The organism is Desulfovibrio diazotrophicus, from assembly GCF_902498985.2.
Lineage (GTDB): Bacteria > Desulfobacterota > Desulfovibrionia > Desulfovibrionales > Desulfovibrionaceae > Desulfovibrio > Desulfovibrio legallii.
The window spans coordinates 1,130,353-1,146,708 of sequence record NZ_OX346397.1; the positions used below are offsets into that span (position 1 = coordinate 1,130,353).

Genomic DNA, 16,356 nt, shown 5'->3' on the forward strand with positions numbered 1-16,356 from the left:
TCACTCTATGATCAGCCGACATACCCAGAAAAACGACCAAAGCGCCGGCCCGCCGCACAGGGCGCAGGCCCGCAACAAGGCCAGCAACGCGCTCAGCCGCGCCTTATCCCAAGGAACCGCCTCGTCAAGGGGCGGCCCCAGCCAGGGCTTGTCCACCAGAGCCCCGAAATAGACCGAAGGTCCGGCCATGCGCCCCCGGCAAAGCCAGGCGCAGGCCGTCATGGACCAGCCCGAATTGGGGCTGGGCATGCCCGCCGCCTGCCGCGCCGTCAGTCGCCATCCCGGCCAGCGCCCGTCCCAGGGCCGTTGCCGCAGACCGCAACGCGCCCCGGCCCGTGCCAGCGTATCCGTAAGCAGCACGATCAGGGCCGACAGCCGCGCGGGCGCAAAGGCCAGCATGTCGTCCCCGCGCGCACCGGCAAAGCCCAGCCAGCGCCACTTTTCAGTCAGATACCCCCACATGGAATCCGTGGTGCTCACGGCCTTGTAGCACCACAGCCCCACAGGCCCCCCCACCAGCAGCCAGAAAAAGGGCGCAGTAAAAGCGTCGGTAAGGTTTTCCGCAAGGGTGTCGGCCAGGGTCTTGCGCATGAGGGGCCGGTCCATGCGCGCCGTTTCCCGGCTTACCAGCCGGGAGAGGGCCGCGCGGGCTTCCGGCTCCGGGGCCGTTTCCACCCGCTGCAGCACCTCCCGCCCCGTGCGCAGAAGGCTGCCAAGAGCCAGCCCCGACCAGGCCAGATACAGGGCCAGCAGATTGCCCAGCAGCGGCAGCGAGGTCAAGCCCCATACCGCCAGGCCCGTGAGCCCCGTCAGCACGGTCAGGGCCAGCCCGCCGGCCAGCCTCCCCCGCCAGGGCGCGGCCGCCATTCCCCCGGTATCCATAAAACGCCGGGCCGGACCTTCCAGCGCGTGCAGCAGGCTGCCCTGCAGGCACACGGGGTGCCGCCAGGGCAGGTCCGGATCCCCCAGCCAGAGGTCCAGCAGCAGGGCCAAAGGAGCCAGCCACCAGCAATCCCATACAGAAAAAGGCGGCACGGGAAAGGACGGAATCACCCCCAGCCCTCCAGCAGGCCCGTGCGGGCCAGGGCCGCGTAGAGCACGATGCCCGCCGAGGTGGCAAGGTTGAGGCTGCGCACCCCGCCTTCGCGCATGGGAATGCGCACCCGGTGCGCGGAGAGGACCAGCACCTCCGGGGGCAGGCCGCGCGTTTCCGGCCCAAAGACCAGGCAGTCGTCCGGCGCAAAGGCAAAATGCTGCAAAGGCGTACAGGTGGCCGCGTCCCTGGCCGACGTAAAGACCAGACGGCCGCCCTGGCGGCCTTCCGCCGCAAAAGCCTGCCAGGAGGGCCAGACCCGCAGGCGCACGTGCGGCCAGTAGTCCAGACCGGCGCGCTTGAGGTAGCGGTCCTCCAGCTTGAAGCCCAGGGGCTCGATAAGATGCAGGGGCGTGCCCGTGGCGGCGCAGAGGCGGGCCACGTTGCCCGTATTGGGCGGAATTTCCGGCTCGTAGAGAACGATCTGCATAGGCGTGGCGTAGATAAAATTCGGGCGCTACGACGCCAGGCGGCCGGCAATGCCCGGCGTCACCTGGCAGGTCACGCGCATGTCCTTGCTGCCAAAACCGCCGTCGTCCAGGGTGGCGAACAGCTCCGCTTCCGTCACTTCCACATTGGCGTCGGGCACGCCCGCATCTGCAAGGCGCTCCTGCAGCAAGCGGCAGGCCCGCTCCCGCGCTGCCTCCAGGCTGAACCCCTTGCCGATGCGCTCACTGTGGTCCAAAGCGGGCGCGCGCAAAAAGCCCCGCCCCGTATCGGCATAGAGCTCCAGGCTGTCCGTGGGCAGGGTCAGGGCCGCGCCAATAGCGTTGGCTACATCCGCATGGGGCGGAATGGTCACGGGCAGGTCCAGCCGGGACTGCAGCCGTGCGCCCATGCAGGCCGCCGGGCCGCCCACCAGCAGCACGGCGCCGGGCCGGGCCTCGCGCACGCGCTTCAAGGCCGCCAGGGTATAGATGGGACGGGCGTTGACCTGCTCCGTCAGCTCCCGCGCGGCCGCAGCCACCTGGTCCAGCGCGTTTTCCACGGCCAGGCGGGCCAGATCCGACGGATTGCCCCCACTCTCCCCGGCCAGGGCGGCCAGCGCCGCTGCCGAGGCCGCCGCCGCGGCCCCGGCAGTGGGGCCGTCCGCAGCCGTATTGCAGACATTGAGGGCATCCAGCAGGGTGGCCCGGTCGCCGCCAAAGGCCGCCGCCGGCCCCTCCCGTTGCGGGCCCACGCGCACGGTGCGGCCCCCCCCGTCCACATTGAGGCGCGAATCGCCCCCCACGCCGATGGAAACGGTGGCCAAAGCGCGCACCAGGGTGCGCCGCCCCTGCAGGAGCATGCCGTCCCGGTCCACCACGGGAGAGCCATCCACGAACAGGGCCAGGTCCGTGGTGGTGCCGCCCATGTCCAGCAAAAGGGAGCAGCCCGCGTCCACGCCGGGACAAAGGGCCAGCACGCCCATAACGCTGGCCGCCGGGCCGGAAAGGATGGACTGCACGGGCTCCCGCCGCGAAAGGGCGACAGGCACCGCGCCGCCGTCGGCCTTGAGCAGGCGCACGGCGGCCGTGATGCCGGCCTCGGCCAGGGCGCCTTCCACGGCGTCCAGAAAATCCGTGTGCAGGCGCTGCACCGCGGCGTTGTAATAGGCCGTGGCCAGTCGCCGAGGAAAATTGAGCCGCCCGGAAAGCCGGTGCCCCAAAGTCACGGGCATGCCGCCCGTACGGGCCACGGTTGCGGCCATAGCCAGCTCGTGAGCTGGGCTGCGCGGCGAAAACTTGCCCACGCAGGCCGCCGCAGGCACGCCCTGCTCCCGCCAGCGGGCAGCCACACGGGCCAGATCTTCAGTCAAAAGCGGGCTGACTTCCACCCCCCGGTGGTCCAGGCCGCCGGGCACAACACAGACGTGCTTCCCCAGGGCGAACCGCCGGGGGTTGAGCCCCGGACCGGCGGCCAGGGCCAAGCCCACGCTGTCCGCCCGGTCCTGTACTAGTGCGTTGACGGCCAGCGTGGCCCCCAGGGTGACGCGCTGCACTCCGGCAAACAGGGCGGCCGCGTCCGGGCCGCAGACGCGGGCCAGTTCCGCCAGCACGGCGCGCACCGAGGCGGGCAAATCGTCGTGCCGCGTGCGCGTTTTGGCCACGGCCAACAGCCGGGGCGCGTTTTCGCCCCCCACAGCCAGCAGGGCCGCGTCCGTGTGAGTGCCGCCGGCGTCAATGCCCAATATGCAGGATGTGTTCATAATACTATCCCATTTTCGCAAAAGTTCGGCGTTGAGCATACGCCATCGGGCCACGCAGGGCCAGAGCTTTTGTGCCATGGGGGCCGCCGCGCGAGGCCGCGCTCGTCCCCGGCTCTTGCCATACCGGGCGCTTTTCAGTAGATTCTTGCTCTTGCGTCGTCAGACGGGCGATCGGAACCCGCCGTGACCGCATCCCTACCACAGAGGCTATGCGGAGGACAGCCATGCAGACAACAGAGTACATTTGGTTTGATGGTAAAATGGTTCCGTCGGATCAGGCCCGGGTGCACGTGCTCACCCACGCCCTGCACTATGGCAGCGCCATTTTTGAGGGCATTCGCGCCTATGCGTGCGCCGACGGCAGCTCTGCCGTATTCCGCCTTGAGGACCACTGCAAGCGTCTGCTCAATTCCGCCAAGATTCTCCGCATGGAAGTGCCCTACAACGCGGAACAGCTGGCCAAAGCCTGTGTGGAAACCCTCCAGGCCAACAAACTGAAGGAAGGCTATATCCGGCCGCTCTCCTTTGTGGGCTACGGCGAAATGGGCGTCTACCCCGGCAACAACCCCGTGCAGACCATCGTGGCCGCGTGGCCCTGGGGCGCGTATCTGGGGCCGGAAGCGCTGGAAAAAGGCATCCGCATCAAAACCAGCAGCTTCGCCCGCAGCCATGTGAACACCTCCATGTCCAAGGCCAAGGCCTCAGGCAACTACATCAATTCCATCCTGGCCAAGGTTGAAGCCAAGGAAGACGGCTACGACGAAGCCATCATGCTGGACACCAACGGTTTTGTTTCCGAAGCCACGGGCGAGAACGTCTTTATCGTGCGCGACGGCATCATCAAAACCACGCCCTGGACCTCCATCCTGGGCGGCATCACGCGCGATTCCATTATGGCTTTGGCTCGTGATCTGGGCTATACGGTGGAAGAACAGCAGTTCACCCGCGACGAATTCTACATTGCGGACGAGGCCTTCTTCTCCGGCACCGCGGCGGAAATAACCCCCATCCGCGAGCTGGACCACCGGCAGATCGGCGTAGGCCATGCCGGCCCCGTGACCAAACATCTGCAGCAGGAATTTTTCAAGATTGTCAAAGGGCAGAACCCCAAATACGCGAGCTGGCTGCACCGCTTCACCGTCTAACGCAGCCCGGGGCCCGGCCCCGCAAGCCGTGCCCGGTTTCCATGCCGGGCACGGCCGCCAACCCCCACGAGCGCCATGAAGCACCTTTCCCTCGCCGCACGCTACCGTCCCCAGACCTTTGCCCAGGTGGCGGGACAGGACACGGTCAAGGCCGTGCTTTCCCGCGCCGCCGCCGAGGGCCGCCCCGCGCCCGCCTACCTTTTGAGCGGCACACGCGGCGTAGGCAAAACCACCATTGCCCGCATCTTCGCCAAGGCGCTCAACTGCGAGCACGGCCCCGCTCCGGAGCCTTGCAACCAGTGCGAGCAGTGCCGCAAAATCACCCAGGGCGCGCATGTGGATGTGGCCGAAATCGACGGCGCGTCCAACAACAGCGTGGAAGATGTACGCGCCCTGCGCGAGAACATCGGCTACGCCCCCATGGAAGGCCGCTACAAGATCTTTATTGTGGACGAAGCCCACATGCTCTCGCGCAACGCCTTCAACGCTCTGCTCAAAACGCTGGAAGAGCCGCCGGAAAACGTGGTCTTCATCTTTGCCACCACCGAGGCCCACAAATTTCCCATCACCATTGTGAGCCGCTGCCAGCACTTCGTCTTCCGCCATCTCAGCGAAGACGCCCTGGCCGCTCACCTTTCGGCCGTGCTGCACAAAGAGAATGTGCCTTTCGAGGAAGGCGCGGTGCGTTGCATTGCCCGCCGGGCGGCGGGCAGCGTGCGCGACGGCATGTCGCTGCTGGACCAGACCCTGGCCCTGGGCGAGGAGAGCCTCACCGTGGATACGGCCCGGCGGGTGCTGGGCCTGGCCGGACAGGAATTTTTTGCCGAACTTTTTGCGGCCCTGCGCGGGCAGGACTGCGCCGCCGTGGCGGAGCTCTGCGCCCGCCTGCTGCAGCAAGGGGCTGACATCGGCTTTTTTGTGCGCGAGCTGGCCGGGCATCTGCGCAACCTGTTTTTACTGCGTCAGGGCGGCGCCGCCATTGCGCCCAGCCTGCGCCTGCCGCCGGACGAGGCCGCCCTGTGGCAGGAACTGGCCCCAAAGTTTGCGCCCGCGCACCTGCACGCCGCATGGCAAATGACCCTTGACGCCCAGCGCGGCATCGTGCAAAGCCCGGAACCGGCGGCGGCCCTGGAACTGCTGCTGCTCAACCTGACCTTGCTGCCGCAGCTGCTGCCCCTGGAGCGGGCCATGCCCTGCGGCCCTGCCGGCGCGGGTGGGGCGGGCCAGAACAGCGGCAAGCCCGGCGCGGACCGAAATACTGCGGGCCCCCAGGCTCCGGACCAGGCCATGGCCAGCCAGGCGGGGGACCAGGACGGTACGGCCCCCCCTGCAGCGGAGGCCATTGCTCCGACACGCGGCAATACGCCCCGCGGCATACCCCAGACCGGCGGACACGCGGCAGGCCCGTACGGCAGTACAGACCGCAACGGCCTGCGGCCGACGCCCTCCGTGGAGGCCACGCCCGGCTTTGTGCCCGGCCCGGCGGGAGAAGAAAACCCCCGCCCCCGCTCCCGGCAAAGCCCGGCCGGCCCTGCCGAGGATGGCGAGGCCGCCGACGGCGCTGACCCGGACGCAGGCGCGGCCCACAGGTCGACGGACGCGGCCGCTGACGGCCCCCAGGCCGCACCGGAACGCCCTGCCCTTCCGACGCCGCCGGACGCGGCGCAACAGGCAGGGGCAACGTCCGCGGCCGACAGCGCCGTAACCCCGCGGGACTGGACAGCTTTTTGTGATTTCTGCGCCGAGAGCCGGACGGATGCGGAGGGCGCGCCGCCCCTGCACCTGCTGCGCGGGCTGGACGTGCACTGGCGGGAAGGCCTGCTGGAACTGCGCCCGCGCACGGCCAGTCAGGCGGAGCAGCTGGAGCGCCGCCGCCGGGGTCTTGAAGAAGCCCTGGCCGCCTACGGCCTGCCCCACGATGAGGCCCGCGTGGTAGCCCCCGCGCCCCGCCGGCCCGAAGCGGAACTTATTGCGGCATTCAGTGCCAAACCGGAACTGCGCCATTGCCTGGAAGTGCTCAACGCCCGGGTGGGGGCCTGCAAACCCCTGGACACCAACGGGCGCTGAACCCGGCAATGGCCCCATGCGCGAAAAAGGAGAACCCCATGCGCAACATGAACGACATTCTGCGCCAGGCGCAGGTCATGCAGCAAAAAATTGCCAAACTGCAGCAGGAGATGGGCGACCACGATTTTGAGGCCGCCAGCGGCGGCGGCATGGTCAAGGCCGTGGTTTCCGGCAAGCAGGAGCTGCGTCGGCTGACCATCGACCCCAAGGCCCTGGAAGGCGGCGACGTGGAAATGCTGCAGGATCTTATCGTGGCTGCGGTCAACGAGGCCGGACGCATTGCCCGCGAGAGCATGGAGCGAGAAATGAGCTCCATTTCCGGCGGCATTAAGCTGCCCGGCATGTTCTAGGCAGCCATGCACACCCGCATTCCCGAGCCGCTCAAGGCCCTGGTGGACCAACTGGCGCGTCTGCCGGGGCTGGGGCCCAAGTCCGCCATGCGCGTGGCCATGACCCTGCTCAAATGGCCGGAAGCGGAAACGCGCCGCCTGGGCCGGAGCATCCACGACCTGCGCGACAACCTGCACCTCTGTTCTCGCTGCGGGGGCCTGGCCGCCACAGACCCCTGCCCGGTCTGCGCCGACACGGAGCGCGCCCGCGACACCCTCTGCCTGGTGGCCGAGTGGGACAGCATGCTCACCTTGGACGAAGGCGGCTTTTACCATGGCCAATATATGATTCTGGGAGGGCTGCTGGCCCCTCTGGAGCACATGGGCGCTGAAAGTCTGGACCTGGACCGCCTGACGCGCCGCCTGGCCGAAGGCGAGGTGCACGAGCTTATTCTGGCGCTGGGGGCCACCCTGGAGGCGGAGAACACGGCCACCTTCATTGGCCGCATGGTGCGGGAGCGCTTTCCCCGCGTGGCGGTTTCCCGGCTGGCCCAGGGCATTCCCCTGGGTGCGGAAGTGAAGTACATGGACAGAGAGACTCTACGCCAGTCGCTGCAATACCGCCAAAACCTGCCCTGAGCGGCGAGGCCTGTTGTGGAAGCGTTCCTTTCCCCTGCCTTGCTGCAGCATCCTGTGGTCCAGGCGCTGCTGGCCGGGCTGCTTTCCTGGCTTTCCGTCAGTCTGGGGGCCGCGCTCATTTTTACCCGCCGGGAATTTTCCCGTCGGGCCATGGACTGTCTGCTGGGGGCGGCAGGCGGCATGATGCTGGGAGCGGCCTTTTTCGGCCTGCTCACTCCGGCCCTGGAACTCACGGCCCATCTGGGACGACTGGCCTTCGCCCCTGTGGTGGCGGGGCTCACCCTGGGCGCGTTCTTTCTCTGGCTGCTGGACCGCGTCCTGCCGCACATCCACATTCTGCAGGACACGCCTGAGGGCATTTCCACCAGCTGGCGGCGCAGCGTGCTGCTGGTGGCGGCCATGGCCTTGCACCACATTCCCGAAGGTCTGGCCATCGGCGTGGGCTACGGGGCCGCGGCCGCCGAATCGGTGCTGCAGACCGGCGCGGAAAGCCTGGGGCTGAGCACGGCTCTGGTTCTGACCCTGTCCATTATGCTCCAGAACGTGCCCGAGGGCATGGTGGTGGCCACGGCCCTGCGGGCCGAAGGTTACAGCGCGCGCAAGTCCTGTCTGTACGGGGTGCTTTCGGGCGTTACCGCCCCACTGGGTGCAGTGCCCGGAGCTCTGGCCGCCGGTTTTACGGCCGGTCTGCTGCCCGTGGCCCTGAGCTTCGCCGCCGGAGCCATGGTCTATGTGGTGGCTGAAGAAGTCATCCCCGAAGCCAGCGCATCGGGCAACGGCAATGCGGCCACGGTATCCTGCATTGCCGGGCTGGGGCTGGTCCTGACACTCTCCTCCCTGGTGGGCTGACATTTCGTTTTCTTATGCGCAATCCAGAACCGATTATTTTGCCAATGCCCCCATCCGCGGCTGCGTTTGCGCGTGCGGCGGGCGTCTGCACGCACTGTTGACAGCGCTTTTCAAGGATGAAGCGCCCTAGAGCATTTAACACTTGAAATGCTTGCTTACGGCAGGCAAAAGCCTGCCTTCTCGCATTTCGTGGCAAGGATTTCAAGAAAATCCTTGCAGAGCAGTTAGCTCATTTCATTCGCTAACTGCTCTAAAGTTTATTTATCACATGCCGTATAATCAGCATATGAGGTTACGGTATTTCTGACCCTTTTGCGGAGCGGTGCGGCAGCCCCACTTGCAAAAAGCCATAACCTGCGGCAAAAACGCGGACCGCAGTACCGTCAACGCCACCCGGTCATGGCGCGGCGGCAACGCTGCAGGGAGCTATAGCTTCCCAAAAGCCGCCGTGACGCTGAACTAGGCGGTGCTGCTCCGGCGTCACGGCGGAATGTACTGTTTTCTGGTAAATTATGACGTCAGGACGATGCTTCCCTTGGGGGACGCTTTGTCCGCATCCGGCCTCGCGGGCGCAAGGCCATTTTCCGCAGACCCTGCTGCGGCCCCTTATCTAAAGGATCATGCTTATGACCCTCTGCGCAAAAATTATCGCTGTTTATCTTGTCGGGCTGCTGCTCGTCTGCCTGGGGACTTTTGCCGGCGTCCAGTGGGCGCTGGGAACGGCCCTCAACGACGAGGTTTTCTGGCAGGCCCTGGGTACGGGTTTTGCCATGGTGGCCGTGCTGGGCTTTGTGGGCGCGCTGATCATCCACAACCGCATCGCGCCCATCCGCCAGTGCGTGCTTTTTGCCAAGGCCGTCAGTGAAGGGCAGGAAGACGTCACGCTGGAGGTTTACCGCTCGGACTGTCTGGGGCATCTGGCTGAATCCCTGCGCGTCATGGTGGCCAAATTGGAAGGCCAGGCCCACTGGTACGAGAGCATCCTCAACACCCTGCCCCTTTCTATTTCGGTGACGGACAACGACATGGCCTGGACCTTCTGCAACACCTATGCCCTCAAGAGCATGGACAAGACCCGCCAGGACGACGTGGTGGGACGGCACTGTTCCGAAAAGGGCGGCAACCTCTGCAACACTCCCCAGTGCGGCATTGAACAGCTGCGTCGCGGCGTCAAGAAGGTTGTCAACCATATGCCCAATGGCAAGTCCATGCAGATTATGCTGGACTACCTGCACGACGCCCACGGCAACCAGGTGGGGCATGTGGAAATAGGCGAAGACATTACCGAACGCATCGCCCTGGAAAAACGCGCTCTGGAAGCAGCGCACCAGGGCCGCATGTCCACCGTCACCCGGCTGGAAGGCGTCATCGCTACCCTGCAGGAGGCTGCCGGCAGCCTTAATACCGCCCTGACCGACGTGCGCCAGAAAGCCGATGTGGCCGCAGGACGCATGTCCGAAACCGCCACGGCCATGAACGAAATGAACTCCACCGTGCTGGAAGTGGCCCACAACGCCGAGGGTGCGGCCGAAGCCGCCACCTCGGTGCAGGGGCACGCCCACGACGGCGCGGACCTGGTAACCCGCACCATCCGCAGCATGCAGGATGTGCAGCGGCAGTCCTCCGGCCTCAAGGACGAAATGTCCAGCCTGGACCAGCAGGCCAAGGACATCGGCGCCGTGCTTACCCTTATCCGCGACATCGCAGACCAGACCAACCTGCTGGCCCTGAACGCCGCCATTGAAGCCGCCCGCGCCGGCGAGGCGGGCCGCGGCTTTGCCGTGGTGGCCGATGAAGTGCGCAAACTGGCCGAAAAAACTATGAGCGCCACCAGAGATGTGGAAACGGCCATTGCCGCCATTCAGGAAGGCACCGGCAACAGTGCAACCACCGTGGACGGCACCGTGACTTCCATTGAAGAAGTGAGTCATATGGCTGAAGAATCGGGCCACGCTCTGGAGCGCATCGCCAGCCTGGCTGGTGATTCCAGCAGTCGGGTGTCGGCCATTGCCGCCGCCGCTACGGAGCAGTCCGCCGCTTCAGACGAGATTAACCGCCATATCTCTGAGGTCAACGCCCTGAGTGCCCACATCGCCGAGGCCATGGACCAGGCCGCCGGCCAGGTCACCCACATGGCGGAACAGGTGAGCGTGGTCACCACCATTCTGGACGACATCCGCAAAGAAGACGCCACCACCACCGCCACTAGAGCAGTTAGCGAATGAAATGAGCTAACTGCTCTGCAAGGATTTTCTTAAAAATCCTTGCCACGAAATGCGAGAAGGCAGGCTTTTGCCTGCCGTAAGCGAGCATTTCAAGTGTTAAATGCTCTATGGAGTAATCCCCCCCCCTCACAACTATACAAAGAAAGACCGCCGCCGGAAGAACTCCGACGGCGGTCTTTCTGGTTTAGCAATCACCATGACCGCAAAGGCGCATAACCGCATGGGACGCGGCGCCTGCGTCTTTGCGGCCCGTGTTCGACCTATAGGACACCGTACTCTTGAGAATATGCATGCTCAAGAGTTATGGCACGGTTTTCATCCGTAACTAGCGCTGCTGTCTTTGCCCGTAACTTCCTTCGTCGGAACGGGCCAAGCTCCGCTTGCGCCTCTACGACGGGCATCGCTTATGCAACCGCCAGGGCATTGCAAAGTTGCAATGCCCTATGGATGGTTGTTGAACTTGTCCGCTGTGGACTTGGTGCCGCTGTGGCAGGGGGTGCAGTCCATGACGCCCTTGGCCCAGTTGGCCTCATTGCCCTTGGTCTGATGGCATTCGCCGCAATAGGTCACGGATTCCTGCACGGGGAAGGCGCCCTTGTAGTCCTTACCCATCTCTATTTTGGCATTGAAGATTTCCACGGCCTTGGCGGCCACGTCCGCAGTCAGGCGGCCGCAACGCTCACTGCGTTGTTTGCTGGTGGCCTCAATTTTGTTGTGCGCACACCACTTGGAAACAGAGATGTGGCAGAGCACAGAACCGGACACGTTTTGGGGCAGGTCGCCCTTGAAGCCCAGGGCCTTGTCGCCGGGATTGTAGGCGGGCAGGCTGGCCTTCTCATACCAGCGGAACAGCTCGTTGACCATGGGGCGCACTTCCTTGCGGCCCCAGAACAGGGAAAAAGTGGCCGCCGCGCCATACAAGGCGCCGCAAATGGTGCCCCAGTCGGAAATGCCGCCTTTGTTGGCCTCAAGCATGGTAAAGGGAAACTGATTGTAGGGCGCGCCATATTTTTCACCAAGCAGGCCCACAATGCTGTAAAATGTGCCGTAGCCGCAGCCGTAGCCCTTGTGCCAGTAGCCTTCATAAGCTACCTCGGCACACAGTTTGGGGTCCAGCTTATGGGCTTTCCACCCGTGGTCTCCGCCCGCCTGGGCAAAGCGGCCTCCGCCCTGCTGCGTCTGCCCCGCAGCAAAGCTCGCGCCGCCGGAAAGGCCAAGCACAGCCCCGCCCACGGCAAGGCCGCCCAGACCGAAAATCAAATCACGTCTGCCAATACCCATAATCTCCTCCTGTTTTGTGCGCAGTTGCACATGGTATTGTGTTAAAAAAAGCACTAGCTGGTTTCAGCAAGGCCGGTCAAGGCTCCGGACCGGGGATTGACAAAATTTTTGCAAAAAAAATTTTTAGTGCCCTCTGGACGCGCCCGGAGAAGGACTTACTTAAAGAACGCGCCTGGGCAGCCAGCCGCCATGTCCGCGCGCCCTGCAAATTTGGCTCTTTGGCGCGCCCCGGTGCGCGCCGGGCCTGTGCGCGGACAGCGCCGGACCGCCGCTTTCGGGCTTGTGGTTCGGATAACGAAGATTTTTCCTGAGGAGGATCCGGATATGTCCAAAATTATCGGCATTGACCTGGGCACCACCAACTCCTGCGTGTACGTCATGGAGGGGAAGGACCCAAAATGCATCACCAATCCCGAAGGGGGCCGCACTACTCCCTCCGTGGTTGCCTTTACCGATAAAGAGCGCCTGGTGGGCGACATTGCCAAACGGCAGGCCGTCACCAACCCCAAGCGCACTATTTTCGCTATCAAGCGGCTTATGGGACGCAAGTACGACACCCCAGAGGTAGACCGCTGGAAGGAACACTCCCCCTACGCCATCGTCAAGGCCGCTAACGGCGACGCCGGCGTGGAGGTGGACGCCCGCACTTACAGCGCCCCGGAAATCTCGGCCATGATCCTGGCCAAACTCAAGGCCGACGCCGAAGCCTACCTGGGCGAAACCGTAAGCGAAGCCGTCATCACCGTGCCCGCCTATTTCAACGACGCCCAGCGTCAGGCCACCAAGGACGCGGGCCGCATCGCCGGTCTTGAGGTCAAACGCATCATCAACGAGCCCACCGCGGCCTCTCTGGCCTACGGCGCGGACAAAAAGGCCAATGAAAAGATCGCCGTCTTCGACCTGGGCGGCGGCACCTTTGATATTTCCATCCTGGAAGTGGGCGACAACGTTGTGGAAGTGCGCGCTACCAACGGCGACACCTTCCTCGGCGGCGAAGACTTCGACCAGCGCGTCATCAATTACCTGGTGGAAGAATTCAAAAAGGAAAACGGCATTGACCTCACCAAGGACAGCATGGCCCTGCAGCGCTTGAAAGAAGCGGCGGAAAAAGCCAAAAAAGACCTGTCCACCTCTATGGAGGCCGAAGTCAACCTGCCCTTCATCACCGCAGACCAGAATGGCCCCAAGCACCTGCTCATGAAGATTGGCCGGGCCAAGCTCGAATCCTTGGTCAGCGATCTGGTGGACCGCACCACTGAGCCCTGCAAAAAGGCTCTGGCCGATGCGGGCATGACTGCCGCGCAGATCGACGAAGTCATCCTGGTGGGCGGCATGACCCGTATGCCTCTGGTGCAGCAGGTGGTGGGCAAGTTTTTCGGCAAGGAGCCCAACCGCTCCGTGAACCCCGACGAAGTGGTGGCCATGGGTGCGGCTATTCAGGGCGGCATCCTCACCGGCGACGTGAAGGACGTGCTGTTGCTGGACGTGACCCCGCTTTCCCTGGGCATTGAAACCATGGGCGGCGTGTTCACCAGGCTTATCGACCGCAACACCACCATCCCCACGCGCAAAAGCCAGGTCTTCACCACAGCCTCGGACAACCAGCCCTCGGTGTCCATCCATGTGCTGCAGGGCGAACGCCCCATGGCCGCAGACAACATGACCCTGGCCCGCTTTGACCTTACGGGCATTCCTCCGGCCCCGCGCGGCGTGCCGCAGATTGAGGTGTCCTTCGATATCGACGCCAACGGCATCGTCAACGTGTCGGCCAAGGATATGGGCACCGGCAAGGAACAGTCCATCAAGATCACAGCTTCTTCCGGCCTTTCCGAGGACGACATCCAGCGCCTGGTGCGTGAGGCCGAAGCCCATGCCGGCGAAGACAAGAAAAAACAGGAAGTGATCGAGGCCCGTAACCACGCGGACAGCCTCATCTACGGCACGGAGAAATCCCTTGCGGACCTGGGCGACAAGGCCGATGCCGCAGTGAAAAGCGATATCGAAGCCAAGATCGCCGAGCTGCGCAAAATCATGGAAGGTGAGGACGCGGAGGCCATCAAGGCCGCTACCGACGCCCTGGCCAAGGCTTCGCACAAGCTGGCGGAACAGCTCTACCAGCAGCAGGCTCAGCAGACCGGGGGACAGCCGGGCGGAGCCCAGCAGGAAGCCGGCGCGCATCAAGACGGCAACAACGGCGGCAACGGCGGCGACGACGTGGTGGACGCCGACTACACCGAAGTGAAAAAATAGCAAACTTGCCAGCGCGCTTGCGCTGTACTAAATAAAGGTCTGGTTCTGCGGAACCGGACCTTTTTTTCACTCTGACGCAAAAGGAACTGCATATGCCCGGCAAACGCTGCAGCATGGCCGTGCCCGCCTTGCTCCTGCCCCTGTTGCTTCTGACAGGGGCCTGCCACACGGCCCCGCCGCCTGACAACACTTACGAGCGCACGCCGCCCCCCAGGCCGACTCCGGCCAGGCCGCAACCGGCGCCGCGCCCCGAAGTCAAACCCGAAGCCCAACCTGCCCCGCGTCCGGCCCAGGGCCGGCACCCCGCGCCGGACAAGGGCGACCGTGACCGTCGGCCGGCCATGCAACCACAGCACAACGCGCGCCCCCACCAGGCGGAAAGGCCGCAGCGCCAGGAAAACACCAGGCGGGACAGCACACGCCGCCCCGACCAACAGCGTCGGACGCCGGACCAACACGTTTCAGACCAAAAGCCGGAACGCTCAAACCCATAGCAGGATACGCCCATGTCCCTTTGCCGCGCCACAGCCCCTATTCTCCGTCTTCTGACGCTTCTGGCGGTTCTGGGCTGCCTGACGGCCTGTCAGATGCCCTTCGGCCTGGGCCAGCGCGCGTCGCAGCCCGCCAAACCGGCCAAGCCTGTCCCTGCCGCCGGCCCCTGCGTGGTCCTGGCGCTGCCGCAATCCGGCCCCTACGCCCCCATTGCCGGAAAAATCACGCGCGGAGCCCAGCTGGCCAAGGACGAAATGGCGGCCAATGGTGTGGCCATCCGCCTGGAAACGCTGAATACCGCCGACAGCGGCTGGCTGCAGAAGCTGGCCGCCCTGCCCCCGGCCTGCGCCGTAGTGGGCGGTCCCTTGCAGACCGGCGTCTACGCCAAGGCCCGTCAGGCCGGCGCGCTGGAAAAGCGGACCTTCTTCACCTTTTTGCCCACGCTGGAGCCGGGCGATGAAGGCGCGCGGGCTTGGCGCATGTTCCCCAGCCCACAGGACCAGGTTGACGCCCTCATCCATTTTGCCTCCGAGGGTCTGAACATCCGCACCTACGGGGCCTTCTACCCCAATGACGCCTACGGCATGCGCATGACCGGGCTGCTGGAGCAAAGTCTGGCCAGCCGCAACATGCTGCTGCAGAAGGCGGTTTACAACCCCGCGGACGCCGCCTCCTGGAGCACGGCCGTGGCTCCGTTGATCAACGCGAAAACGCCGGAAGGCAGCACCACGCCCATCCCCCAGACCGCCTTTGAGGCCCTGTTCCTGCCCGATTCGTGGAAAAATATGGAAATGCTCACCACCAGCCTGCTGTACAACGGCGAAGATCGTCTGGTGCTGCTGGGCACGACCCTTTGGGAGCAAAGCCTGACGGGCAAAACCGTGCCCCATGCCGAAAGCTACGCCCTGGCCGTGTTTCCCGGCGCGTGGAACGCCCTGCAGGCCCCGCGCGCCCTGCAGACGCCAGGCACGGATTTCTGGACAGCCTTGGGCTACGACTACGCCCGCTTTGCCGCCGCTCTGGGCCTGGAATCCCGACCTGAAGCCGCTCAGGTCACGGCGCGGGCGCGCCGCGCCTCCCAGATGATCTGGGGCATGGCCCCCGTAAGCTGGGACAGCAAAGGCGTGGCCCACCAGAAGCTCTTTATCTTCGGCGTCACCGGTTCAGGCATGGCCCCCGTAACTCTGGACACCTTCCAGCAGACCCGCGCCCAGGTGCTGCAGCAAGCCGCCCTGCGCATGCAGGGGCTGCCCCCTATGGACGCCGCGGGCAACCCCCTGGCGGCCCCAGCCGAAGGGGCGGCGGCAGAACCTGTGGCCAGACCGACGGGCGATCCGGCGGCTCCGGCGCAGCCTGCGGCCGCGCCCGTGAGCACCACGCCCCGGCCCTCCTACAAACTCAGTCTGCCCGGCAACCATTGACCACCGGGCCTGCCCCAACGGGTGGAACACTTCCGGAGCAAGGAAAAAATCGCATGAGCAACAAGACCATCGGCAAAGAAGACGTGCGCCACATGGCTGCCCTTTCCCGCCTCCAGATCAGCGAAGAGGAACAGGAGCTGTTTGCCCGACAGTTGGGCGACATTCTGGGTTATATGGACGTGCTTGCCCGCGTGGACACCAACGCGGTGGAACCCCTCTACAGCCCGGCCCTGCATCAGGGCCCCCTGCGGGAAGACATGGCCGAACGCCGCCGCCGGCGCGAAGAAGTGTTGGCCAACGCCCCCGAAGCGGACGGGGAGTATTTTATCGTGCCGCGCATAGTTTAGTCGCGCCGCACCCCACATTGCACCACGCCG

14 protein-coding genes are annotated in these 16,356 nt (G+C 64.9%); 10 read left to right on the forward strand and 4 right to left on the reverse strand.

The features are described from left to right. From J7I12_RS04900 to J7I12_RS04910, 3 genes are read right to left on the reverse strand one after another with little or no spacing between them, the layout of a single operon-like run. A complete protein-coding gene (locus J7I12_RS04900; RefSeq protein ID WP_270229208.1) occupies positions 1 to 1,053 on the reverse strand; it encodes a CobD/CbiB family cobalamin biosynthesis protein in 1,053 nt (350 codons plus the stop codon). Then, entirely contained in the window at positions 1,050 to 1,523 is a 474-nt protein-coding gene (locus J7I12_RS04905; RefSeq protein ID WP_118229854.1) for a tRNA (cytidine(34)-2'-O)-methyltransferase, read from the reverse strand. Before J7I12_RS04905 ends, J7I12_RS04900 begins: the two co-directional genes overlap by 4 nt. Positions 1,524 to 1,550: 27 nt before the next feature. Next, positions 1,551 to 3,281, reverse strand: coding sequence for a hydantoinase/oxoprolinase family protein (locus J7I12_RS04910; RefSeq protein ID WP_498794082.1), 1,731 nt, complete (start codon positions 3,279 to 3,281; stop codon positions 1,551 to 1,553). A gap of 224 nt (positions 3,282 to 3,505) precedes the next feature. Here J7I12_RS04910 and J7I12_RS04915 point away from each other — a divergent pair, with 224 nt between their 5' ends. From J7I12_RS04915 to J7I12_RS04940, 6 genes are all read left to right on the forward strand, one after another. After that, on the forward strand, positions 3,506 to 4,426 hold the full coding sequence (locus tag J7I12_RS04915; protein ID WP_118229856.1) for a branched-chain amino acid transaminase: 921 nt from the start codon (positions 3,506 to 3,508) through the stop codon (positions 4,424 to 4,426). A gap of 75 nt (positions 4,427 to 4,501) precedes the next feature. Then, on the forward strand, positions 4,502 to 6,493 hold the full coding sequence (gene dnaX / locus J7I12_RS04920) for a DNA polymerase III subunit gamma/tau (RefSeq protein WP_302548613.1): 1,992 nt from the start codon (positions 4,502 to 4,504) through the stop codon (positions 6,491 to 6,493). A gap of 38 nt (positions 6,494 to 6,531) precedes the next feature. Next, positions 6,532 to 6,843 (forward strand): YbaB/EbfC family nucleoid-associated protein, encoded by a 312-nt coding sequence (locus tag J7I12_RS04925; protein ID WP_118229858.1) that lies wholly within the window; start codon positions 6,532 to 6,534, stop codon positions 6,841 to 6,843. A gap of 6 nt (positions 6,844 to 6,849) precedes the next feature. Further along, positions 6,850 to 7,461, forward strand: a complete 612-nt coding sequence (gene recR / locus J7I12_RS04930; RefSeq protein WP_118229859.1) for a recombination mediator RecR — start codon at positions 6,850 to 6,852, stop codon at positions 7,459 to 7,461. 15 nt (positions 7,462 to 7,476) lie between these two features. Then, positions 7,477 to 8,310: a ZIP family metal transporter gene (locus tag J7I12_RS04935; protein WP_242621171.1), complete on the forward strand. Its 834-nt coding sequence runs from the start codon at positions 7,477 to 7,479 to the stop codon at positions 8,308 to 8,310. A 626-nt stretch (positions 8,311 to 8,936) separates the two neighbouring features. Next, positions 8,937 to 10,535 (forward strand): methyl-accepting chemotaxis protein, encoded by a 1,599-nt coding sequence (locus J7I12_RS04940; protein WP_487125799.1) that lies wholly within the window; start codon positions 8,937 to 8,939, stop codon positions 10,533 to 10,535. Between the two features lie 441 nt (positions 10,536 to 10,976). Here the strand turns inward: J7I12_RS04940 and J7I12_RS04945 are convergent, their stop codons facing one another. Continuing rightward, positions 10,977 to 11,816, reverse strand: coding sequence for a split-Soret cytochrome c (locus J7I12_RS04945; protein WP_118229861.1), 840 nt, complete (start codon positions 11,814 to 11,816; stop codon positions 10,977 to 10,979). Between the two features lie 324 nt (positions 11,817 to 12,140). On the opposite strand from J7I12_RS04945, the gene dnaK reads away from it, so the two are divergent. The 4 genes from dnaK (at position 12,141) to gatC (ending at position 16,326) form a co-directional block, all read left to right on the forward strand. Next, positions 12,141 to 14,066, forward strand: a complete 1,926-nt coding sequence (dnaK, locus tag J7I12_RS04950) for a molecular chaperone DnaK (protein WP_130957808.1) — start codon at positions 12,141 to 12,143, stop codon at positions 14,064 to 14,066. A gap of 92 nt (positions 14,067 to 14,158) precedes the next feature. Beyond that, the gene (locus J7I12_RS04955; RefSeq protein ID WP_130957807.1) at positions 14,159 to 14,560 is read left to right on the forward strand and encodes a hypothetical protein; all 402 of its coding nucleotides are present in this window, start codon (positions 14,159 to 14,161) and stop codon (positions 14,558 to 14,560) included. 12 nt (positions 14,561 to 14,572) lie between these two features. Beyond that, positions 14,573 to 15,979, forward strand: a complete 1,407-nt coding sequence (locus J7I12_RS04960) for a type 1 periplasmic-binding domain-containing protein (protein WP_118229864.1) — start codon at positions 14,573 to 14,575, stop codon at positions 15,977 to 15,979. Positions 15,980 to 16,032: 53 nt separating this feature from the next. Continuing rightward, entirely contained in the window at positions 16,033 to 16,326 is a 294-nt protein-coding gene (gatC, locus tag J7I12_RS04965) for an Asp-tRNA(Asn)/Glu-tRNA(Gln) amidotransferase subunit GatC (protein WP_118229865.1), read from the forward strand. The last annotated feature ends 30 nt before the right edge of the window (positions 16,327 to 16,356 follow it).

Coding starts and splice junctions, on each gene's coding strand:
- J7I12_RS04905 (WP_118229854.1), bottom strand. CDS start 1,523: ATGCAGATCGTTCTCTACGAGCCGGAAATTCCGCCCAATACGGGCAAC.
- J7I12_RS04910 (WP_498794082.1), bottom strand. CDS start 3,281: ATGAACACATCCTGCATATTGGGCATTGACGCCGGCGGCACTCACACG.
- J7I12_RS04915 (WP_118229856.1), top strand. CDS start 3,506: ATGCAGACAACAGAGTACATTTGGTTTGATGGTAAAATGGTTCCGTCG.
- dnaX (WP_302548613.1), top strand. CDS start 4,502: ATGAAGCACCTTTCCCTCGCCGCACGCTACCGTCCCCAGACCTTTGCC.
- J7I12_RS04925 (WP_118229858.1), top strand. CDS start 6,532: ATGCGCAACATGAACGACATTCTGCGCCAGGCGCAGGTCATGCAGCAA.
- recR (WP_118229859.1), top strand. CDS start 6,850: ATGCACACCCGCATTCCCGAGCCGCTCAAGGCCCTGGTGGACCAACTG.
- J7I12_RS04940 (WP_487125799.1), top strand. CDS start 8,937: ATGACCCTCTGCGCAAAAATTATCGCTGTTTATCTTGTCGGGCTGCTG.
- J7I12_RS04945 (WP_118229861.1), bottom strand. CDS start 11,816: ATGGGTATTGGCAGACGTGATTTGATTTTCGGTCTGGGCGGCCTTGCC.
- dnaK (WP_130957808.1), top strand. CDS start 12,141: ATGTCCAAAATTATCGGCATTGACCTGGGCACCACCAACTCCTGCGTG.
- J7I12_RS04955 (WP_130957807.1), top strand. CDS start 14,159: ATGCCCGGCAAACGCTGCAGCATGGCCGTGCCCGCCTTGCTCCTGCCC.
- J7I12_RS04960 (WP_118229864.1), top strand. CDS start 14,573: ATGTCCCTTTGCCGCGCCACAGCCCCTATTCTCCGTCTTCTGACGCTT.
- gatC (WP_118229865.1), top strand. CDS start 16,033: ATGAGCAACAAGACCATCGGCAAAGAAGACGTGCGCCACATGGCTGCC.